Source organism: Acidimicrobiales bacterium, assembly GCA_035536915.1.
In the GTDB taxonomy this organism is placed as follows: Bacteria; Actinomycetota; Acidimicrobiia; order Acidimicrobiales; family JAHWLA01; genus JAHWLA01.
Genome location: DATLNE010000032.1, coordinates 18,521 through 38,969, shown reverse-complemented (window position 1 = coordinate 38,969; position 20,449 = coordinate 18,521). Strand labels below are relative to the sequence as shown.

Below are 20,449 nucleotides of genomic sequence, written 5' to 3'. Positions count from 1 at the left end.
GGGAAGCAAAGAGGAAGCTGCTGCATGCCCGACAAAGCCGCAACGATCGCCGAGCATCGGCTCCACGACTCCGACACGGGGTCGCCTGAGGTCCAGATCGCCATCCTTACGGAGCGCATCAACCACCTCACGGAGCATCTCAAGATGCACAAGGGCGACCACCACACCCGTCGGGGCCTGATGAAGCTGATCGGCAAGCGGCGGCGTCTGCTCGACTACGTGAAGTCCAACAACGTCGAGCGCTACCGCGAGATCATCGGCCGCCTCGGCCTTCGCCGATAAGGACGTAGCACCACACGAGCGGCCAGGGGGCCGCTCGTGTCGCATTCCGAGACTGGCGGCGAGAGGTCAGCTACCAGTTGCCGGGTTCTCGGTCGGAAACGATCGGGCGCCCGACAACTGGCAACTGGCCCGCCCGCCGCCCCTTACAGAAAGGGAGCGAACGTGGCTGACGCCATCGCCGTTTCCGGTCCCGTATCCGGGACCGACAAGACCCTGTCGTTCGAGACGGGGAAGTACGCATTCCAAGCCGACGGAGCCGTTGTGGCCCGGATCGGCGACACCATGGTCCTGGTGACCGCCACGGCGGCCAAGTCCGTCCGGGAGGGCATCGACTTCTTCCCGCTGACGGTCGACATCGAGGAGCGCATGTACGCGGCCGGGAAGATCCCCGGCTCGTTCTTCCGGCGTGAGGGCCGGGCCACCGACCAGGCCATCCTCACCTGCCGCCTGATCGACCGCCCGCTGCGCCCGTCGTTCCCCGAGGGCTTCCGCAACGAGGTCCACGTCGTGGGCACCATCCTGGGCGCCGACCAGGAGAACCCCCACGACGTCCTCTGCATCAACGCCGCCAGCGCGGCCCTGATGCTGAGCGGCATCCCCTTCGACGGCCCCATCGGCGCCGTGCGCATGGCGTGGACCGCCCAGGGAACCTGGGTCCCGTGGGCGACCTATCAGGAGGGCGACGCGTCGACCTTCGAGCTGGTCGTCGCAGGCCGGGGCCTTGACGGCGGCGACGTGGCCATCATGATGGTCGAAGCGGGCGGCACCGAAGCGGCCTGGGCCGCCTTCGAAGCCGGCGCCCCCAAGGTGACCGAAGAGGTCATCGCCCAAGGGCTCGAAGAGTCGAAGAAGTGGATCAACGAGTCGATCGAGCTGCAGCGCCAACTGGTGGCGCAGGCGGGCGCCAAGCCCACCGTCGCCTTCCAGACCCAGGTCGACTACGGCGACGACGTGTTCGCCCGGGTGAGTGAACTGGGCACCGAGCCCATCAGCCAGGCCAACACCATCTTCGTCAAGGCCGAGCGCAACGCCGCCTTGGAGCAGGCAGGCGCCGACATCATGACGGCGTTGGCCACCGAGTTCGAGGGCCGCGAGAAGGAAGTCAAGGCCGCCATCCGGTCGCTGACCAAGAAGCTCGTGCGCAAGAAGATCGTCGAGGAAGGCGTCCGCATCGACGGCCGCGGCCCGGCCGACCTGCGGCCCCTGTCGGCCGAAGTCGGCATCATCCCCACGGCGCACGGCTCCGGCCTGTTCCAGCGGGGCGAGACCCAGGTGCTCAACGTCACCACCCTCGGCATGCCGCGGATGGACCAGATGCTCGACACCATCGGCATCGACGACCGCAAGAAGTACATGCACCACTACAACTTCCCGCCCTTCTCCACCGGCGAGACCGGCTTCATGCGCGGTCCGAAGCGCCGTGAGATCGGCCACGGCTTGCTGGCCGAGCGGGCGTTGGTGCCCGTGGTGCCCAGCCAGGACGACTTCCCCTACACCCTGCGCCTGGTCTCCGAGGTGCTGTCGTCCAACGGCTCCACCTCGATGGCCTCGGTGTGCGGGTCGAGTTTGTCGCTCATGGACGCCGGCGTGCCGATCAAGGCGCCCGTTGCCGGCATCGCCATGGGCCTGGTGTTCGCCGAAGGGCGCTACACGACCCTGACCGACATCCTCGGTGCCGAAGATGCCTTCGGCGACATGGACTTCAAGGTGGCCGGCACGGCGGAGTTCGTGACCGCCCTGCAGCTCGACACCAAGATCGACGGCCTGCCCGCCGAGGTCCTGGCCAACGCCCTGCAGCAAGCGCGTGACGCCCGCCTCCAGATCCTCGAGGTCATGCAGGCGGCCATCGCCGAGCCCCGGTCCGAGGTGCGCGAGACCGCTCCCAAGATCGTCAGCTTCACAATCCCCATGGACAAGATCGGCGAGGTCATCGGTCCCAAGGGCAAGGTCATCAACACCATGCAGCAGGAGACCGGTGCCGACATCGCCGTCGACGACGACGGCAGCGTGGGCACAGTGACCATCGGCGCCAAGGACGGCGCTGCGGTCGAGGAAGCCCGTCGCCGCATCGAGATGATCCTCGACCCGCCCAAGGCCGAGGTCGGCGCCGTCTACACAGGCCGCGTCGTCAACATCACCAAGTTCGGTGCGTTCGTGAACATCCTCCCGGGCCGCGACGGCCTGGTCCACATCTCCAAGCTGGGCCAGGGCAAGCGGGTCGAGCGGGTGGAAGACGTGGTCGACCTGGGCCACGAGATCGACGTGCGCGTCGACGACATCGACCCGCAGGGCAAGGTGTCGCTGTCGCCGGTGGGCGAGGTGGCGGCTCGTGAAGGCGGCAACGGTGGCGGCGGTTCGCCGTCGGAGTCCTCCGCGCCCGCCTCGTCGGAGTCGTCGGTCGCCGGTGGCGAAGTGGTGTCGTTCGAGGAGGCCTGGGAGGAAGAGGCCGCCAAGGAGTTCGGTGACCTCGGCCCGGGCGAAGCAGCCGGCGCAGGCCCGTCGCGCGGCGGTGACCGCGGCCCGCGTCGCAACCCGCGTCGCGGCGGTGGCGGCGGCCGGCGCTGATACGCACCACCACCCTCGACAATGGACTGAAGGTCGTCACCGAGCGCATGCCAGACGTGCGCTCGGTGTCGGCCGGCTTCTGGGTCGGCACCGGCTCCCGTGACGAGGAGCCGGCGCTGGCCGGTGCGTCGCACTTCCTCGAACACCTGCTGTTCAAGGGCACGCCCACCCGGTCGGCCCGGCGCATCGCCGAGGACATCGACGCCGTGGGCGGCGACATGAACGCCTTCACCACCAAGGAGTACACGGCGTTCTACCTGCGGGTGCTCGACGAGAGCCTGGAGCTCGGCCTCGACATCCTCAGCGACATCTTGTGGGACCCGGCCTTCCGGCCCGAGGAAGTCGACTCCGAGCGCCACGTCATCCTCGAAGAGATCCTCATGCGGGCCGACGAGCCCGCCGACCTGGTGCACGAGGTCTTCGCCGAAGCGCTGTTCCCCGGCCACCCGTTGGGTCGTGAGGTGCTGGGCGACGAGGACCGCATCCGGGCCATGACGCCCGAGGCCATCCGCTCGTTCTGGGCGCACCACTACCGGCCCGAGAACATGGTGTTCTCCGCGGCCGGACGACTGGAGCACGACGCCATCGTCGAAGGGGTGGAGCGACGCTTCACCGGTGCGCTGGGCGGCGTGCAGCCGCAACGCACGGCGCCCGGTCCCGAGGTCGAGCCCCTGCTGGTCGACACTCAGGACACCGAACAGGCCCACGTGGTCGTCGGGGTGCGCGGCGTCGACCGCGACGATCCCGACCGCTATGCGTTGTCGGTGCTCGACCAGGTGCTCGGCGGCGGGCTGTCGTCGCGCATGTTCCAGACGATCCGCGAAGACCGGGGCCTGGCGTATTCGGTGTACTCCTACCGAGCCGCCTACGAGGACGCCGGGGCGCTGTCGGTCTACGCGGGCACCGCGACCACGCACGTGCACGAGGTCGTCGCCCTCATGCATGCCGAGTTCGACCGCATGGCGACGGCGGGCGTGACCGAACGCGAACTGCAGGTGGCCAAGGGCCACCTCAAGGGCGAGCTGGCCCTGTCGTTGGAGGACTCGGCGGCCCGCATGCACCGCATCGGGCGCAGCCAGCTCGTGCACGGCTGCGTGCACACGGTGGAAGACATCGTGGCCGCCGTCGACGCCGTCACCCTCGACCAGGTGGGCGAGGTGGCGCAGCGGGTGCTCGGCCGGGAGCGAGTGCTCGCCGTGGTCGGGCCGTTTGACGACGGCGCCTTCGCCTGACGCCTGACCGCCTACGCTCCGAGCCCATGCGTGTGGGTGTGTTCGGAGCCGGTGGGCGAGTGGGCTCGGAGGTGTGCCGGGCGGTGGCGGCCGACCCCGACCTGACCCTGGCGGCGGCCGTCGACCCCCACCACGAGGGCATCGACCTGCGCCAGGCCACCGGCGTCGATGCCGGGCTGCAGATCGCCGGCGACCCCTCGGCATTGGCCCGGGCTGATGTGGAGGTGGTGGTCGACTTCACCCACCTCGACGCTGCTCGCCAGAACCTGCGGTGGTGCGCGGCCAACGGCGTGCACGCGGTGGTCGGCACCACCGGCTTCACCGACGGCGACTTCGACGAACTACGGCGCTTGTTCGACGAGTCGTCGGCCAACTGCTTCGTGGCTCCTAACTTCGCCATCGGCGCCGTGCTGATGATGCGCTTCGCCGAGTTGGCGGCGCCGTGGTTCGACAGCGCCGAGGTCATCGAGTTGCACCACGACGCCAAGCTCGACGCCCCCTCGGGCACGGCCATGCTGACGCTGGAGCGCATGGCGGCGGCGTCGCAGGACTGGGGCGACGACCCCACCCGCACCGAGGTGGTGGCGGGCGCCCGCGGCGGCGTCGGGCCGGCCGGCATCCGCGTGCACTCGGTGCGCCTGCGGGGGCTGGTGGCGCACCAGGAGGTCCTGTTGGGCACCACGGGCCAGAGCCTGTCGATCCGCCACGACTCCTACGACCGCACCTCGTTCATGCCGGGCGTGCTGTTGGCCGTGAAGAACGTGGCCGACCACCCCGGCCTCACCATCGGCCTGGACGTCCTCCTCGGCCTCTGAGCCGGGTCAGATGCGGGCCAACGTGCCTACCAGCATGAACTGCGTCTCGGTCCCGGAGAGGCAGGTACCAGGCGTGTTCGGATCCTCGGTGCTGAAGGCACTGCCGATGAGTTGCCCTGTGAGCCCGATCAGATGGCCGTACCAGTCGACCGTCGCAGTAGCACCGCTGTTGCTGGTGCCGGAGCCGTTGGCGAGGTAGCAATCGCCTGTGATCGTGCCTGTCACGCTGATGGGTGTCGAGCCCGAGCATGTGCCGCTCACGTGCTGGATGGTGAAGCTCGCCGACCGCGGCGGAACGAGCCTGCCGGCGAACGGCACCGACAGCGTCATGCGGAACCTGCCCGTGCACACATCGTTCGGCAGCGTCGTGTGGGACTTCAGGACTGTTCCCCGCGCCGTGAAATTGCGGGCGGTCCCCTGCGCGCAATCGCCCGTGTCGAAGGGGATGTCTGTGACGTGGAAGGCGCCCGCGAACGCTCCTGAGAACGTCATGGTGGCGCCATTCCACGCCAAGGAGAAGGCATGGCCGGATGCCGTTGCGCCTGTCCCTGTGGCCATGCCGCACCAACCTGTGATGGTGCCGCTTGTGTTCACGTTCTTGTTCGCAGTGCAAAGGCCGGTGGTGTAAACGAAGTTGAAGCTCGTCGTCACGCTCGGGGCGAACGGGTCGGCGTGCCAGAGCCCCGCGCTGAGATGCATCACTCCGTCGAAGGTGCACACGCCGGTGTGCGCAGTCGCAGGCCCCGTTGCCGGCAGGCCCACGATCGCCGCCACAAGTGCCGCCACGAGCACAGCACGTCGCATTAGGAGCCCCCTCTGTCGCCCTTACTCGGTAGTACGACCGGACGGTCCCGTCGTGTCACTCGGTCATCGGCAACTCAGTGGCGGTGGACGTGCTCCGGTCCGGCTTGGTCGCGAGGCATGACGACGAGTTGGTCGATGTTCACGTGGCTCGGCCGGGTGACCGCCCACGCCACGCAGTCGGCGATGTCGTCGGCGGTGAGGGCGTCGACGCCCTCGTAGACCTTGGCCGCCCGCTCGGCGTCGCCGCCGAAGCGCACCAGGGAGAACTCCGTCTCCACCAGCCCGGGGTCGACCTCGGTGACCCGCACGGGACGGCCCAAGAGCTCGCGCCGCAACGTCTCGCGCACCATCCGGGCGCCGTGCTTGGCCGCCGTGTAGCCCGCACCGCCCGGGTACGCCCACAGCCCGGCCACCGAGCCGATGACCACGATGTGCCCGTCGCCGCTCGCAACAAGGCGGGGGAGCAGCGCCTTGGTCACCCGCAGGACGCCGAGCACGTTGGCGTCGAACATCGAGCGCCACTGCTCCTCGTCGGCCTCCTCCACCGGTGCCAGGCCCAACGCCCCGCCTGCGTTGTTGACGAGCACGTGGCACGACTCGATCGCCTCGGCGAACGCCGCCACCGACGCCCGGTCGGTCACGTCGAGGGGCAGCGCCCGTCCACCGATCTCGGCCGCCAGCGCCTCGCACCGGTCGAACCGACGGGCGCCTACCACGACAGAGAAACCCTCGGCCGCCAGCCGACGAGCGGTGGCGGCACCGATCCCGCTGCTCGCCCCCGTCACGACCGCCGTCTTCATCGCCCCCGCCCCGAAGTTGCGTAGGCAACGGCGCGTTTTCCGGCGCGATTTCTACACAACTTCACGCCTTGCCCGGCTCCTCGCCGTCCTCCAGTTGGTCGGCGATCTCCGAGACCGACTCCAACTCCAGCTTCCCCCGCTTGCGCTGGTCCCAGAGCCACCACATGGTGGCCAGGATCGAGAAAGCGGTCAGCCACTTGAAGTTGCCGGTGATGAACCGGTTCAACGCACCCACCGGGCCGTCGAACACGTCGCCGAACGCGTAGAGCACGAACAGGATGGCGACGGTGCCCAACACGTTCATGGCCGCGAACACGACCGGCTTCATGCGGGTGGCTCCGGCCAACACGCACACCAGCGCCCCCGGCGACACGAAGACGACGACCGGCCCGGCTTTGGCGAAAGCCTTCTCCACGCCGCGCACCAACGAGCCCGCCTCGCCCGCCCGTCGCTCGGCCCACCGCACCGCCGAATCGCCGTACATGTAGCCGAGCAGGTAGTAGAGCGGGTCGGTCAGCACCCGGCGGAAGAACCCGACGAGCATGAACGGCACCTGGTCGACCTGCTGCGACACCAGGATGAGGTTGCGGTTACGGGGTTCGAGAAAGACGAGCCACAGCGGGTGCTTGGCCAGCAGGGTCGGCGTGAGCGCGTTGCCGACGATCCCCGCCACCCACACGATGATGATGGGCGTGAGGATCAGGACCAGTGTCCGCCGGCTCGGCTTCGGCCGCGGCTCGGAAGGGTCGGTCGATGCCAAGGCGGAAACCCTACCCGCCGATAACCTGACCGCAGCCGTCGACAAGGGGGACGTGATGCAGGGCCTCATGCAGGACTATCCGCTCACGCTGCCGCACTTCTTCCAGCGCGCCGAGCGACTGTTCCCCGCCAAGACCGTCGCCACCGCCACGCCGACCGGCGTCGAGCGCACCACCTACGGCGAATGGGCGGCCCGCACCCGGCGCCTGGGCGGCGCCCTCGACGCCCTCGGCATCTCGGCCGACGGCCGGGTCGGCAGCTTCGCCTGGAACACCGCCCGCCACCTCGAGCTCTACTACGCGGTGCCGTGTACGGGCCGGGTGCTGCACACCCTGAACATCCGCCTGTTCGCCGAGCAGCTCACCTACATCGTCAACCACGCCGAGGACGAGGTGATCTTCGCCGACCGGTCGTTGCTGGCCGTGCTGGCGCCGCTGCTCGATACGTTCACCACGGTCAAGCACGTCGTGGTCATGGACGACGGCAAGGGCGACGTGCCCGCCGACCCCCGCATCATCGACTACGACGCGCTGACAGCCGACGCGCCGATGGCCGAGTTCCGGGTCGACGACGAGCACCGGGCGGGCTCGATGATGTACACGAGCGGCACCACCGGGAACCCCAAGGGCGTCGTCTACACGCACCGCTCGATGTTCCTCCACACCATGGGCGTGCTGATGGTCGACAACCTCGCCGTCCGCGAGGCCGACACCGTGCTGCCGATCGTGCCCATGTTCCACGCCAACTGTTGGGGCATCGCCCATGCCTGCGTGTCCACAGGGGCGAACCTGGTCATGCCCGGTGCCGACCTGTCGCCTCCAGCGCTTGTGGGCCTCATGGAGTCGGAGCGGGTCACCCTCGCCGCGGGCGTGCCCACCATCTGGATGGGCGTGCTGCCGCTACTGGAAGGCCGCGAGCTCTCCAGCCTGCGCAGCGTGGTGTGCGGCGGCTCGGCCGTGCCCAAGGCGTTGTCGGAGGGCTTCCGGGCCGCCATCGGCCTGCCCATCACCCAGGCGTGGGGCATGACCGAGACGAGCCCCATCGCCTCGGTGTGCCATGTGAAGTCGACGTTGCGCGACCGGCCCGACGACGAGCTGGCCGACCTGCGTGCCACCCAGGGGCTCGTGGTGCCTGGTGTCGAGTTCCGCGTCGTGGAGCCGGGCACCACCGACCCGCTCCCGTGGGACGGCAAGACCAGCGGCGAGCTCCAGGTGGCGGGCCCGTGGATCGCCAAGGACTACTACAACCACCCGGGATCGCAGGAGTCGTTCACGGCCGACGGGTTCCTGCGCACCGGCGACGTCGCCGTGGTCGACCCCGAGGGCTACATCCGCTTGGTCGACCGCACCAAGGACCTGGTGAAGTCGGGCGGGGAGTGGATCAGCTCGGTCGAGTTGGAGAACGAGATCATGGCCCACCCGGCCGTGGCCGAGGCCGCTGTCATCGGCATCCCGCACCCCAAGTGGGACGAGCGGCCGTTGGCGTGCGTCGTGCTCAAGCCCGGCGCCGAGGCCACTAAGGACGAGATTGTCGAGCACCTCCGCCCGCGGGTGGCCAAATGGTGGTTGCCTGACGACGTGGTGTTCATCGACGAGGTGCCCAAGACCAGCGTGGGCAAGTTCTCCAAGAAGACGCTGCGCGACCGTTTCGCCGACTACCGCTTCCCGACTGAGGCCGAGTGACCCCCAAGCAACGCATCGCCGCCGCAGTGGCCGGCGGCATGGCCGCCCTCTTCGTGCTCGCCTTGCTCATCGCCGCCTTGGTGGGCGACGACGGTGACGACGAACTGGTAGCCGACGCCACCACCACGACGGCGTCCAGCGTGGTCGAGGAGACCACGACCAGTACCGGCGTGGAGGAGCCGACGACGACCACGGCGGCGCCGACCTCCACCACCGCGCTCGCCACCACCACGACGGCGGCTCGGCCCGTCCTGAACGGCCAAGGCGCCGTCCTGCGCACACCGGCGTCGCCCATCCGCCGCACAATCCGCCAAGGCGGGGGCTGCACCCAGTTCGCCACCCCGGGCTGGACGGCCGAGTGCGTCGGCATCCGCAGCGACTGGTACCTGGTGATCGAGTCGAAGGCGGCGGCAGGCGGCGCCACGGCACGGCGGGCCTACACCTACCGGCAGGAGACAGGGGAGACGTGGATCGCCGCGGCGGAGGCCCGCGACGACGACGGGTCCCGCTTCACCGAGATCCGCTTCCGGGGCGAGGACATCGGCGGCGACGCCGCCCAGGAGGCCATCTTCGGCTTCCGCCGCACGGGCAGCACACGCATGCTGGCCGTCGACGTCGTGCAGTTCCCCGGCAACGTCGTGGTGCACCGCGAGTCGCCCGACGGCAGCGCCCGCGTCTCGCCGGGCCAACTCGACCTCTGGGAGGCGGCGGGCACCCAGTACGACCACCTCACCGTGCGTTTCGTCGACAACGCCTGGCGCATCGTGGCCAGCACAAAGGTCAACAAGAGCGCAGTGCCGCCCAGCCACTTCTGATTGTGGTACACCCCGTGGTACATTTCTGCCCGTGGACCGCAACCTGAAGCGGCTGCTCGCCCTGCTCGACGACGACGGAACCGAGTCCGTCGGCACCTCGGTGCGCTTGCCCGCCAACCTGCGGGACGCCGCTGCCCTTGCCGCCGACATGGGGTTGGCCGCCTCGACCACCGAGCTCACTGTTCGCGGCCTGCGTGACGCCTTGGAGGCGTTCGCCCAGCGCGCCGTGCTCGATGCCCACTACCGGGCCCACCCCGACGCGCGACCCGACCTCGAAGAGGTGGCGTTGGCCACCGCGGCCATCGACGGGAGCCCGTTGGCCGACCGCCCCGACCTCGTGCGGCGAGCGGTCGTCGAGGTGCACGCGTTGAAGGACGACCCCACTCCCGACGACGTCCTCCTCTACGCCGCCGGGCTCGGAGCAGCGGTGGCGTGAAGCAGGCGCGCACGGTGGTGCTCGACAACGAGGCCGTGCAGGCCTTGGCCGACCCTGCCCACCGGAAGCACCGGCGGGTGCTGGCCGTCGTCGAGGCGGTCGCCGCCAGGAACCTGCGTCGTGCGGGCTCGGTGCGACTGGTGGTGCCCACTGCCGTCCGGGTAGAGGCGGGCTGGGACAGGCGCACGCCTCGGGCCGCTGCTGTCAACCGCCTTCGCATCGACGAGTTGCCTCTCGACAGTGCGACGGCGGACCGTGCCGCCGCCGTCCGTACCAAGCTCGGCGTCTCGGTGGCCGACGCCCACCTTGCCGCCGTGTTGGATGTGACCGCCGCTCCGCACGCCGTGATCACCAGCGACGCTGACGACATGGGCCGCATCGCCGACGCCCTCGCAGTACGACCGAGGATCGTGGCGCTCTAGAGCGACGGGCCGTCCTCCACGGCACGGCCGTCGCGTTCCACCAAGGCCCAGTCGCACAGGCCCCGGCAGGCGTCCAACTGGGCTTGCGGCACCCGCCCTCGCTCGTCGAAGGCCAGCAGTTGCCCGCACCCGTCGCACTGCCACCGGTCGCCGGGGCGGATCTGCACGGCAGCAGCCTGGTACAACGGCGCCATGCGGGACCGCATCCTGGAAGCAACCTTCACCTGCGTGGCCCGCTACGGGCTGGGCAAGACGACCGTGGAAGACGTGGCCCGCGAGGCCCGCCTGTCACGGGCCAGCGTCTACCGCTACTTCCCCGGCGGCAAGGACGAGCTCATCCGCGACACCATCTCGTGGGAGGTGGCTCGCTTCTTCACCCGCCTGGCCACAGCGGTCGAGGGCGTCACCGACTTCGGCGACCTCCTGGTCGAGGCCCTCCTGTTCGCCCACCGGGCTGTCGAGGAGCATGAGGTCCTCCAGAAGGTGTTGGAGACCGAGCCCGAGCGCCTGCTGCCCCAACTCAACGTCGACAGCGACCGCATCCGGGGCTTCATCCGGGCGTTCCTGGTCCCCCACATCCCCGACGACGCCCTGCCGCCGGGCACCACCAGCCTGGAAGCGGCCGACTACGTGTCACGCATGCTCCTGTCGTTCATCGGGGCCCAAGGCCGCTGGGACCTCACCGACCGGGACCAGGTGCGGGAACTGGTGCGCACCGAGCTCATCGGCGGCTTGCGATTGTGACATGCGACACAAAAAGACACATAGACGCTGAGACGAAATCGGTGTTACTGTCTCATCAATGAGTGTGGCGCTCCTGGTCGAGCCTCCCGTCGTCACCCATGAGGCGCGCATCACCGACGCCGCCCTGCGCTGCATCGCCCGCTGGGGCGGAGCCAAGACCACGCTGGAAGACATCGCCCGCGAGGCCGGCCTGTCCCGGGCCACCGTCTACCGGGTCTTCCCGGGCGGCAAGGACGGCCTCATGGAGACCGTGGCCAAGAGCGAAACCCGCCGCTTCTTCGCCGGCGTAGCCGCCGCCATGGCCACAGCCGATTCCCTGGAAGACACCCTCGTGCACGGCATGGCCGAGGCGGGCCGTCGCATCACCACGCATGAGCCGCTGCAGTTCCTCCTGGCCCATGAGCCCGAGGTCGTCCTGCCCCGCCTGGCCTTCGGCAAGCTCGACGAGGTGCTGGCCGCAGGCGCCGCCGTCGGCGCCCCCTACCTCGAGAGCTGGCTCAGCCCCGACGAGGCCCGCCGGGCCGGCGAATGGGCCGCCCGCCTCGTCCTCTCCTACGTCTGCCAGCCGGCCGACTCCCAGCTCGACATCGCCGACATTGCATCCGTCCGTCGCTTGGTGAGGACGTTCGTCCTCCCTGGGCTCACCCAACCGTCAAGGGGGACCACCTGATGGCCAAGACCCACGAAGAGATGATCGGCCGCGCCGAGATCGACGACCTGGAGGCCATCCTCTCGGTCAGCAACACCGACGTCGACGAGGCCATCCACGCCGTCAAGGACAACGCCGACGCCATCTTCACCTGGGACTACGAGAAGGGCGCCAAGCCCAAGCTGAACCGTCTCTACGAGAAGGCCAAGCACTCCATGTGGGACGGCGAGAAGGACCTGCCCTGGGAGACCGAGGTCGACCAGGAAGCCGTCGTCATGGCCAACGCCATGCAGATGGGCGGCCTCGGCTACGGCATGGACCTGTCGGGCACGTGCTTCGAGAAGTGGACCGAGAAGGAGTGGATCCAGCTCGGCTGCGAGAGCCAGAACTGGACGCTGTCGCAGTTCATGCACGGCGAGCAGGGGGCACTCCTGTGCACGGCCAAGATCGTCGAGACCGTGCCGTGGATCGACGCCAAGTACTACGCGTCGACCCAGGTGATGGACGAGGCCCGCCACGTCGAGGTGTTCGCCAAATACCTCGACACCAAGCTGTCGGGCCACTATCCGATCAACGCCCACCTCAAGTTGTTGCTCGACGACATCATCGCCGACAGCCGCTGGGACATGACCTACCTGGGCATGCAGATCATGGTCGAGGGCCTGGCCCTGGCCGCCTTCGGCTTCATCCACCAGCTCACCACCGAGCCCCTGCTCAAGCAGCTCCTGCGCTACGTCATGAGCGACGAGGCCCGCCATGTCGCCTTCGGCGTGCTGTCGCTGCAGGACTACTACACAGAGCTCACCCAGGCCGAGCTGCGCGAGCGCCAGGAGTTCGCCTTCGAGGCCGCCGTGCGCATGCGCGACCGCTTCCTCCAGCAGGAGGTGTGGGACCGCATGGGCCTGCCGGTCAAGGAAGCGGTCGAGATCGTGCAGCAGTCGCCCGAGCGCCCCGTCTTCCAGCAGATGCTGTTCTCCAAGATCGTGCCGAACTGCAAGAAGCTCGGGCTGCTCGACGCAGGCGACGGCTGGCTGCGCACACGGTTCGAGGAGCTCGGTGTCATCCAGTTCGAGGACTGGGCCGACACCGGCGAGGAGTACGAGGCGTTCGCCCTCGCAGAGGGCGATCAGCGCTCCGCGTAAGCAGCAGGCGAGTACCCTGCCCGCATGCAGCATGCGGCCGGGACCGACTTCGCCGTGCTGCACGCGCTTCGCTTGAAAGGGCTGGCGGAGGGCGCCGCCATGGCGGCTGCCCTCCAGCTTCCCGTCGATGACGTTGCACGCGTCCTTGAGAAGCTGGCGGCCGACGAACTGCTCATCCGGCGCGACGGCCGGCTCACCGGGTGGTCGTTGAGCGCCGCCGGTCGGGTCCGCCACGCCGAGCTGCTGGCCGCCGAGTCCGACGGCGTGCGGCCGCTCATCGACGACGTCTACCGACGCTTCCTCCCCACCAACCGCGAGCTCTTGCAGGTCTGCACCGACTGGCAGGTGCGCGAGGGCGTGCTCAACGACCACAGCGACGCCGACTACGAACGGGACGTGCTGGCCCGCCTCGACGCCGTCGACGAGGCCATGCAGCCCTTGTGCGCCGAGTTGGCCGCCATCCGACCCCGTTTCGGGCACTACGGACCTCGGCTGGCACACGCGCGGGAGCGGGTGCGAGAAGGCGACTTCGACTGGTTCACGACGCCGGTCCTCGACTCCTATCACACGATTTGGTTCGAACTGCACGAGGACCTTCTGTCTACGCTCGGTATCGAGCGCTCCAAGGAGGAACCTTCATGACCGCCCGTTTCGGCGCTGTCCTCACTGCCATGGTCACCCCGTTCGACGACGAGGGCCGCCTCGATCTCGACGCCGCGGTGAAGCTGGCCAAGTGGCTCGTCGACAACGGCAACGACGGCTTGGTGCTCGCCGGCACCACCGGCGAGGCCCCCGTCCTCACCAACGACGAGAAGGCCGACCTGTGGCGTGCGGTGGCCGAGGCGGTGACCGTGCCCGTCATCGCCGGCGCGGGCTCCAACGACACGGCACACTCCGTCGTCGGCGCCCGCATAGCCGAGGCCGCGGGCGCAGCGGCCGTGCTGGTGGTGACGCCGTACTACAGCCGCCCCTCGCAGGCGGGCATCGAGGGCCACTTCCGGGCCATTGCCGAGGCCACGTCGCTGCCGCTCATGGCCTACGACATCCCCTTCCGCACCGGCCGAAAGATCGACAACGACACCATGCTGCGGCTGGCCCGCGAGGTCCCGTCCGTGGTGGCGGTCAAGGACGCCACAGGCGACCCGTACTCGGCGGCCCGGCTCATGGCCCAGGCCCCCAGCGGGTTCGAGCTCTACAGCGGCGACGACGGCATGACGTTGCCGTTGCTGGCCGTCGGCGCCGTCGGCACCGTCGGGGTGGCGACCCACTGGACCGCTGCCCTGCAGCAGGAGATGCTCGCTTCGTTCTTCAAGGGCGACGTGGAGGCCGCACGGCGCATCAACGCCCGGCTGCTGCCGTCGTTCGAGTTCGAGACCGGCGACGCCAACCCCAACCCCGTGCCGTCGAAGGCCATGATGCGGGTGCTCGGCCATCGGGTGGGGGAGTGCCGCCTGCCCATGGGGCCCACTCCCGACGGCCTCGAAGACCGGGCCCGGGCCATCCTGGCCGACCTCGGCGACGACGCCCCCCATCCCGTTGCCTGATCCCTCAGCCGTTCGCATCGCCTTCCTGGGGGGCCTGGGCGAGATCGGCCGCAACTGCGCGGCGTTCGAGGTGGAGGGGCGCATCATGCTCCTCGACTGCGGGCTCATGTTCCCCGACACCGAGATGCCCGGCATCGACTTGGTGCTGCCCGACTTCACCTGGCTGCGCGAGAACGCCGATCGCATCGAAGGCTGCATCCTCACCCACGGCCACGAGGACCACGCGGGCGGCTTGTCGTTCCTGCTGCGCGAGCTGTCGTTCCCCATCTACGGGTCCAAGCTGACGCTGGGCCTGGCCCGCAATCGCATCGAAGAAGCGGGCCTGCTCGGGCGCACCGAGCTCATCGAGGTGCAGGACGGCGAGCGCCGCCGCATCGGCCCCTTCGACGTGGAGTTCATCCCCGTCACCCACTCGGTGCCCAACGGCTTCGCCACCGCCTTCCACACGCCGCAGGGCGTCATCCTCCACTCGGGCGACTTCAAGCTCGACCTCACGCCGGTCGACGGCCGCCTCACCGACCTGGCCCGCATCGGCGCCATCGCCAAGGAGTACGGCATCCGCCTGCTGCTGTCCGACTCCACCAACGCGGTCGAGCCGGGCTACACGCCGAGCGAGTCGTCGATCGGCGAGCAGCTACGCGACCTGTTCGCCGCTCATGCCGACAAGCGGATCATCGTCACCTGCTTCGCCAGCCACATCCACCGAGTGCAGCAGATCGCCGAGGCGGCGCTGGCCCACGGCCGCACCATCGCCACCCTCGGACGGTCGATGGGCAAGAACGTGGCGCTGACCCGTGAGATGGGCCTGCTGCACATCCCCGACTCGGCCTTGGTCGACATCGAGAAGGTCGGCGACCTCCCGCCCGAACGCACCTGCATCATCTCGACCGGGTCGCAGGGTGAACCCATGTCGGCGCTGTCGCTGATGGCGGCGGGCGACAACAAGTGGTTGCAGGTCGGCAAGGGCGACGTGGTGATCATGTCGTCGCATGCCATCCCCGGCAACGAGTCGGCGGTCAGCAAGGTCATGGACGGGTTGCACCGCCGAGGCGCCGAGGTGGTGGCCAACGTCCACGTGACCGGCCACGCCATGCAGGGCGAGCTGATGACGCTGCTGTCGGTGGCCCGGCCCGAGTTCTTCATCCCGGTGCACGGCGAGTACCGCCACATGACGCACCACACCCGCCTGGCGGTGCGCATGGGCGTGCCCGAGTCGAACATCCTCCTGTGCGAGGACGGCGACGTGGTCGAGCTCACCGACAAGGGCATCGATTTCGCCGGTGAGATCCCCGCGGGCTACCTCTACGTCGACGGGGTGGTCGGCGGCATCGGCCACGGCGTGCTGCGCGACCGGCGGGTGCTGGCTGAGGAAGGCGTGGTCGTGGTGGTGGTGACGGTCGACGCCCGCTCCGGCGAGGTGCTCACCGGCCCGGAGATCATCACCCGGGGCTGGGTATACGAGCAGGAGGCCGAAGGGCTGCTCGACGACGCCCGCCAAGCCATCCTCAAGGCGCTGGAGAAGGCCACCGACGACGGCGCCCGCGACTTCGAGACGCTCAAGCGCCACGTACGCCGGGCCACCGGCCAGTTCGTCAACGAACGGACCCGACGACGGCCGATGATCGTGCCGATCGTCATGGAGGTCTGAATCCGGCAACTTTCGCTGTTGCTGGTGTTACCGTTGTTGACATTGTGACGAAGACCACGCGTCGCGCCCCGGCCGCTAAGAAGCACGCCAAGAAGAAGAAGCCTGCGGGGCTGCGCCAGTCGCTGGCCACGTACCTGGGCCGCCAAGCCGACGACGTGTGGGGGCTCATCCTCCTGGTGGTGGGCGTGCTCGCCGCCTTGGGCATCTACGCCGACCTGACGGGCCCTGTGGGGCGCATGCTGCGCGACGGCGCCGCCGCGGTCTTCGGATGGGGCCGCCTGCTGGTGCCCGTGGTCCTGTGTGGGATCGGCGCAGTCTTGGTGCGGGGGCGGTTGCGCAACGCCGAGCCGGGGCGAGCCGCCATCGGCTTCGGGTTCCTGGTGGTGGCTGCCACCGGCCTGCTGCACCTGACGCGCAACGGCGCCGACGAGCCGCGGGACGCCGGTGGGTTTGTGGGTGCAGGCATCGCCGGCCCGCTGACGTCGATCCTGGCCACGTGGGGCGCAGCGATCGTCCTGGTGACGCTGTTGGTGATCGCCGTGCTGGTGCTGACCAAGACCTCGGTGCGCGCCGCCGTCGACCTCATCTCATCTGGGGTGCGAACGGGCGTGCGGTGGCTGGGCTCGCTGTCGTCGTCCGACGAGGCCGAGGCCGGCGCCGACGAGGCGCCCAAGGTGCCCAAGGCCAAGAAAGCGAAGGCCGAGGCCGAGCCGGTGGTCGCCGTCGCCGACGAGGCCGAGCCCGTGGAGATCAAGGTCCACGTGCCCGACGAGCCGGTGCCCGCGGGCGACCAACTGGCCATCGACCTCGGCCCCGCCGCCGAGCCGGGCAACTGGAAGCTGCCGCCCTTGTCGTTGCTCAAGCGGTCGAAGGCCCAAGAGGTCGACAAGCGCACACTCGAGCTGCGGGGCCGCCGCCTGGAAGAGGCGCTGGCCGCCCACGGCGTGGAGACCCGCTTGGTGGGCATGACGCCGGGGCCGACCGTGACCCGCTTCGAGTTGGAGCTCGGCCCGGGCGTGAAGGTGGCCCGCGTCACCAGCCTGCAGAAGGACATCGCCTACGCCATGGCGGCGCCCGACATCCGGCTGCTGGCCCCCATCCCCGGGCGCTCGGCCATCGGCGTAGAAGTGCCCAACGTAACCCGGCAGTTGGTGGCGCTGGGCGACATCCTCTGCTCCGAGGAGGCCCGGCGGGCCACCCACCCGCTCGAGGTGGGCATGGGCAAGGACATCGCCGGGCGGCCGGTCATGGAGTCGTTGGCGGCCATGCCCCACGTGCTCATCGCGGGCGCCACCGGCGCGGGCAAGTCGTCGTGCATCAACTCGTTGCTCACGTCGATCCTGCTGCGGGCCACGCCCGACCAGGTGCGCATGATCCTGGTCGACCCCAAGCGGGTCGAGCTGGGCCAGTACAACGGCCTGCCCCACCTGCTCACCCAGGTGGTGGTCAACCCCAAGAAGGCGGCCAACGCGCTGGCGTGGGCGGTGCACGAGATGGAGCGGCGCACCGACCTGCTGGCCGAGGTCGGCGTGCGCGACATCGGCGGCTACAACGCCGCGTTCGACCGGGGCGACCTGGCTGCCGACCCGGCCACGGGCAAGGACTACCAGCGGCTGTCGTACATCCTCGTGGTGGTCGACGAGCTCAACGACTTGATGATGGTGGCGGCCCGCGACGTCGAGGAGTCGATCTGCCGCATCGCCCAGATGGGCCGGGCTTTCGGCATCCACCTGGTCATCGCCACCCAGCGGCCGTCGGTCGACGTCATCACCGGTGTCATCAAGGCCAACGTGCCGTCGCGACTGGCCTTCGCGGTGTCGTCGTTGGCCGACAGCCGGGTCATCCTCGACCAGCCCGGCGCCGAGAAGTTGGTGGGCAAGGGCGACATGCTGCTGCTCACCGCGTCCTCGAACGTGCCCCGCCGCATCCAGGGGCCGTGGGTGTCGGAGGAAGAGGTGCGCAAGGTCGTCGCCCACTGGCGCCGCCAGGCCCAGCCCGAATACGTCGACGGCGTTGAAGGGTCTGACGACTCGCTCACCGGCTTCTCCGGCTCGCCCAGCGGGTCGGGCGGCGGGAGCGGCGACGATGACGACGACATGCTCGAAGCAGCCATGGAGCTGATCGTGCGCTCGCAGCTGGGCTCGACCTCCATGCTCCAGCGCAAACTCCGCGTCGGCTTCGCCCGCGCCGGCCGCATCATGGACCTGTTGGAGCAGCGCGGGGTGGTTGGCCCGTCCGAGGGCTCAAAGGCCCGAGCCGTCCTCATGACCGTCGAAGAGCTCGAAGCCCACCAGTCGACCAAGGTCTGAGGCGAACTTCGCGGTTCGCTCTCCGTGTTCTTCATCATCGTCGTGATTGCTGTACCGTGGGCCACTCGAGCGACAAGTAGGGGGGATTATGAAGCGACGTGCAGGAATAGCGGCGGTTGCGTTGTTGTCGGTCGTGCTCATGCCAGGAGCCGGTGAGGCTGCAGAAGAACCTGGCTTATGCAGGGGCGAGGCGGACCTGACAACCTCGACCGATTTGTATCCTCCGCCCACTCGGACGACTGCCAATTTCACGGCGTACTTCGTGCCGACCATCAAAGGATGGTGTGTCGCGTCAGGTGTCCTGACAGGCGACTGCACCACCGCAACAGTCGGAGGGAGGCAGATCCTGCTGAAGCCTGCCGCCGGCGACCCGTGCATCGGCGGATCGCGCCAGTTCAAAGCGACGTTCCTTTGAGAGTCCCCTGAGGGGCGCCGCCACAGACGCGAAGACGGCCACAGACGCGAAGAAGGGGCGCTCACCACGCTGTGAGCGCCCCTTCTTGCTGTCGCCGTTCTGGTTGCTAGGCCGCCATGCTGCGGGGGCCGTGCATGGGGTGGCGCACCTCGGGCTCTTCGCCCTCGGACGAGCCGAGCCAGTGGAAGGCCGCACGCCACACGCTGGTGAAGCCTGCGATCACCAGGCCGGTGGCCACGGTGCCCATCCACTCCTCACGGAATGCGATGCCGTAACCGTCGAACGCCCGGTAGTCGAGGGCGAAGGCGCCGCCGATGCCGAGGACGATGGTCGCCAGGGTGTGCCACTTGGTAAGCCCCGGGGCCAAGTCTTCGAGCACGTCGACCACCTTGAACAGCGCAAGTGCCAGAAGTGCGATGGCTGCGAAGTGGTACATGGTCTCTGCCTCCTGACGGGGCCGGTCGTGGGTGGCCCGTCAACAGATCGGACCGCACACCAGTCCCATTGGTAACAACCTTCTAGGGTGTGCGGCCGTGCGCGCACGGGCTCCCGGATCGTCGGCCAACCTCGGCCCCGGCTTCGACACGTTGGCCGTCGCCTTGTCGGTCTACGTCGAGGTCGACATCGAGCCCGCCGACCTCCTCACCATCCACGCCGAGGGCGAGGGCTCCGAGCTGCCCGGCGACGACACCCACCTGGCCGCCCAGGTCGCCCGCCGCGTGCTCGGCCACGACAACGTACACATCACCGTGCGCTCCGAGATCCCCGTCGGACGGGGCCTCGGCTCCTCGGCCGCGCTGGCTGTCGCCGCCGCAGCCGCGGCGGGCGCCGACGACCCCCTCGCCGTCGCCGCCGAAGTCGACGGCCACCCCGAGAACGCCGCGGCCTCGGTGCTCGGCGGCCTCGTCACCGCCACCACCGTCAACGACCGGCCCGTGGCCGCCCGCATGCCGCTCGACGAACAGTTGGCGTTCGTGGTGCTCGTGCCGTCCCGCTCCTTGGCGACCAAGCGGGCTCGTGCCGCCCTGCCCGCGCAGGTCCCGCACACCGACGCGTCGTTCAACCTCGGCCGCATGGGCCTCCTCCTTGCAGGCCTGGCCGACCACCGCCTGCTCGTGCACGAAGCCACGGAAGACAAGCTTCACCAGAGCGCCCGGGCGTCGCTGTTCCCCGAGGCCGGCCACTTGCTGGCCGAGCTGGTCGACGCCGGCGCCCTGGCCACGTGCTGGTCGGGTGCGGGCCCCAGCCTGTTGGCCGTCTGCCACCGCGCCACGGCCGCCCAGGTGCGGGCCGCAGGCGACGAGCTGTTGGCCGAAGCGGGGGTGCCCGGCACCGCCGTCCTGCTGTCGCCCGACACCGACGGGCTGACCATCCCCGGCTAGGCGT

At 69.3% G+C, this 20,449-nt stretch carries 21 protein-coding genes; 16 read left to right on the top strand and 5 right to left on the bottom strand.

Translation table 11 applies throughout. The features are described 5' to 3' along the window. The first annotated feature begins 24 nt into the window (after positions 1-24). The 4 genes from rpsO to dapB all read left to right on the top strand — a co-directional run bounded on the left by rpsO (position 25) and on the right by dapB (position 4,894). Positions 25-282: a 30S ribosomal protein S15 gene (rpsO, locus tag VM938_08670; protein ID HVF75109.1), complete on the top strand. Its 258-nt coding sequence runs from the start codon at positions 25-27 to the stop codon at positions 280-282. A gap of 162 nt (positions 283-444) precedes the next feature. Beyond that, complete coding sequence (locus VM938_08665; GenBank protein ID HVF75108.1) at positions 445-2,847, top strand: polyribonucleotide nucleotidyltransferase; 2,403 nt, start codon at positions 445-447, stop codon at positions 2,845-2,847. Further along, positions 2,844-4,079, top strand: coding sequence for a pitrilysin family protein (locus VM938_08660; protein HVF75107.1), 1,236 nt, complete (start codon positions 2,844-2,846; stop codon positions 4,077-4,079). The genes VM938_08665 and VM938_08660 overlap by 4 nt, the downstream gene beginning before the upstream one ends. A gap of 26 nt (positions 4,080-4,105) precedes the next feature. Then, entirely contained in the window at positions 4,106-4,894 is a 789-nt protein-coding gene (gene dapB / locus VM938_08655; protein HVF75106.1) for a 4-hydroxy-tetrahydrodipicolinate reductase, read from the top strand. A 6-nt stretch (positions 4,895-4,900) separates the two neighbouring features. On the opposite strand, the gene VM938_08650 is transcribed toward dapB, so the two are convergent. From VM938_08650 to VM938_08640, 3 genes are all read right to left on the bottom strand, one after another. Beyond that, the gene (locus VM938_08650) at positions 4,901-5,668 is read right to left on the bottom strand and encodes a hypothetical protein (protein HVF75105.1); all 768 of its coding nucleotides are present in this window, start codon (positions 5,666-5,668) and stop codon (positions 4,901-4,903) included. A gap of 104 nt (positions 5,669-5,772) precedes the next feature. Then, a complete protein-coding gene (locus VM938_08645) occupies positions 5,773-6,498 on the bottom strand; it encodes an SDR family NAD(P)-dependent oxidoreductase (protein ID HVF75104.1) in 726 nt (241 codons plus the stop codon). Between the two features lie 61 nt (positions 6,499-6,559). After that, entirely contained in the window at positions 6,560-7,258 is a 699-nt protein-coding gene (locus VM938_08640; protein HVF75103.1) for a hypothetical protein, read from the bottom strand. Positions 7,259-7,313: 55 nt separating this feature from the next. Here VM938_08640 and VM938_08635 point away from each other — a divergent pair, with 55 nt between their 5' ends. Genes VM938_08635 through VM938_08620 form a run of 4 tightly spaced genes read left to right on the top strand, consistent with a single transcriptional unit; the run spans position 7,314 to position 10,612 of the window. After that, on the top strand, positions 7,314-8,939 hold the full coding sequence (locus VM938_08635; protein HVF75102.1) for a long-chain fatty acid--CoA ligase: 1,626 nt from the start codon (positions 7,314-7,316) through the stop codon (positions 8,937-8,939). Beyond that, positions 8,936-9,754, top strand: a complete 819-nt coding sequence (locus VM938_08630; GenBank protein HVF75101.1) for a hypothetical protein — start codon at positions 8,936-8,938, stop codon at positions 9,752-9,754. The genes VM938_08635 and VM938_08630 overlap by 4 nt, the downstream gene beginning before the upstream one ends. A 31-nt stretch (positions 9,755-9,785) precedes the next feature. Then, positions 9,786-10,190, top strand: a complete 405-nt coding sequence (locus VM938_08625; protein ID HVF75100.1) for a hypothetical protein — start codon at positions 9,786-9,788, stop codon at positions 10,188-10,190. Beyond that, positions 10,187-10,612: a hypothetical protein gene (locus VM938_08620; protein ID HVF75099.1), complete on the top strand. Its 426-nt coding sequence runs from the start codon at positions 10,187-10,189 to the stop codon at positions 10,610-10,612. The genes VM938_08625 and VM938_08620 overlap by 4 nt, the downstream gene beginning before the upstream one ends. Here the strand turns inward: VM938_08620 and VM938_08615 are convergent. Next, positions 10,609-10,818, bottom strand: coding sequence for a hypothetical protein (locus VM938_08615; protein ID HVF75098.1), 210 nt, complete (start codon positions 10,816-10,818; stop codon positions 10,609-10,611). The two genes, VM938_08620 and VM938_08615, sit on opposite strands and share 4 nt — an antisense overlap. Between VM938_08615 and VM938_08610 the strand changes: the two genes are divergently transcribed. Genes VM938_08610 through VM938_08580 form a run of 7 tightly spaced genes read left to right on the top strand, consistent with a single transcriptional unit; the run spans position 10,805 to position 18,648 of the window. After that, complete coding sequence (locus VM938_08610) at positions 10,805-11,356, top strand: TetR/AcrR family transcriptional regulator (protein HVF75097.1); 552 nt, start codon at positions 10,805-10,807, stop codon at positions 11,354-11,356. The two genes, VM938_08615 and VM938_08610, sit on opposite strands and share 14 nt — an antisense overlap. Positions 11,357-11,414: 58 nt before the next feature. Next, on the top strand, positions 11,415-12,026 hold the full coding sequence (locus tag VM938_08605; GenBank protein HVF75096.1) for a helix-turn-helix domain-containing protein: 612 nt from the start codon (positions 11,415-11,417) through the stop codon (positions 12,024-12,026). Continuing rightward, positions 12,026-13,147 (top strand): ferritin-like domain-containing protein, encoded by a 1,122-nt coding sequence (locus VM938_08600; GenBank protein ID HVF75095.1) that lies wholly within the window; start codon positions 12,026-12,028, stop codon positions 13,145-13,147. The genes VM938_08605 and VM938_08600 overlap by 1 nt, the downstream gene beginning before the upstream one ends. A gap of 24 nt (positions 13,148-13,171) precedes the next feature. Next, positions 13,172-13,789 carry a hypothetical protein gene (locus VM938_08595; protein HVF75094.1) on the top strand — a complete coding sequence of 206 codons (618 nt, stop codon included), beginning with the start codon at positions 13,172-13,174 and terminating at the stop codon, positions 13,787-13,789. Further along, positions 13,786-14,691 (top strand): 4-hydroxy-tetrahydrodipicolinate synthase, encoded by a 906-nt coding sequence (gene dapA, locus VM938_08590; GenBank protein ID HVF75093.1) that lies wholly within the window; start codon positions 13,786-13,788, stop codon positions 14,689-14,691. Before VM938_08595 ends, dapA begins: the two co-directional genes overlap by 4 nt. Then, a complete protein-coding gene (locus VM938_08585; GenBank protein ID HVF75092.1) occupies positions 14,684-16,339 on the top strand; it encodes a ribonuclease J in 1,656 nt (551 codons plus the stop codon). The genes dapA and VM938_08585 overlap by 8 nt, the downstream gene beginning before the upstream one ends. Before the next feature lie 44 nt (positions 16,340-16,383). Further along, positions 16,384-18,648, top strand: a complete 2,265-nt coding sequence (locus VM938_08580; GenBank protein ID HVF75091.1) for a DNA translocase FtsK 4TM domain-containing protein — start codon at positions 16,384-16,386, stop codon at positions 18,646-18,648. 521 nt (positions 18,649-19,169) lie between these two features. Here VM938_08580 and VM938_08575 read toward each other — a convergent pair. Then, positions 19,170-19,499, bottom strand: coding sequence for a hypothetical protein (locus VM938_08575; protein HVF75090.1), 330 nt, complete (start codon positions 19,497-19,499; stop codon positions 19,170-19,172). 97 nt (positions 19,500-19,596) lie between these two features. On the opposite strand from VM938_08575, the gene thrB reads away from it, so the two are divergent. Continuing rightward, positions 19,597-20,445: a homoserine kinase gene (thrB, locus tag VM938_08570; GenBank protein HVF75089.1), complete on the top strand. Its 849-nt coding sequence runs from the start codon at positions 19,597-19,599 to the stop codon at positions 20,443-20,445. The last annotated feature ends 4 nt before the right edge of the window (positions 20,446-20,449 follow it).

Coding starts and splice junctions, on each gene's coding strand:
- VM938_08635 (HVF75102.1), top strand. CDS start 7,314: ATGCAGGGCCTCATGCAGGACTATCCGCTCACGCTGCCGCACTTCTTC.
- VM938_08605 (HVF75096.1), top strand. CDS start 11,415: ATGAGTGTGGCGCTCCTGGTCGAGCCTCCCGTCGTCACCCATGAGGCG.
- VM938_08610 (HVF75097.1), top strand. CDS start 10,805: ATGCGGGACCGCATCCTGGAAGCAACCTTCACCTGCGTGGCCCGCTAC.
- VM938_08595 (HVF75094.1), top strand. CDS start 13,172: ATGCAGCATGCGGCCGGGACCGACTTCGCCGTGCTGCACGCGCTTCGC.
- VM938_08615 (HVF75098.1), bottom strand. CDS start 10,818: ATGCGGTCCCGCATGGCGCCGTTGTACCAGGCTGCTGCCGTGCAGATC.
- VM938_08600 (HVF75095.1), top strand. CDS start 12,026: ATGGCCAAGACCCACGAAGAGATGATCGGCCGCGCCGAGATCGACGAC.
- VM938_08645 (HVF75104.1), bottom strand. CDS start 6,498: ATGAAGACGGCGGTCGTGACGGGGGCGAGCAGCGGGATCGGTGCCGCC.
- VM938_08575 (HVF75090.1), bottom strand. CDS start 19,499: ATGTACCACTTCGCAGCCATCGCACTTCTGGCACTTGCGCTGTTCAAG.
- dapA (HVF75093.1), top strand. CDS start 13,786: ATGACCGCCCGTTTCGGCGCTGTCCTCACTGCCATGGTCACCCCGTTC.
- rpsO (HVF75109.1), top strand. CDS start 25: ATGCCCGACAAAGCCGCAACGATCGCCGAGCATCGGCTCCACGACTCC.
- dapB (HVF75106.1), top strand. CDS start 4,106: ATGCGTGTGGGTGTGTTCGGAGCCGGTGGGCGAGTGGGCTCGGAGGTG.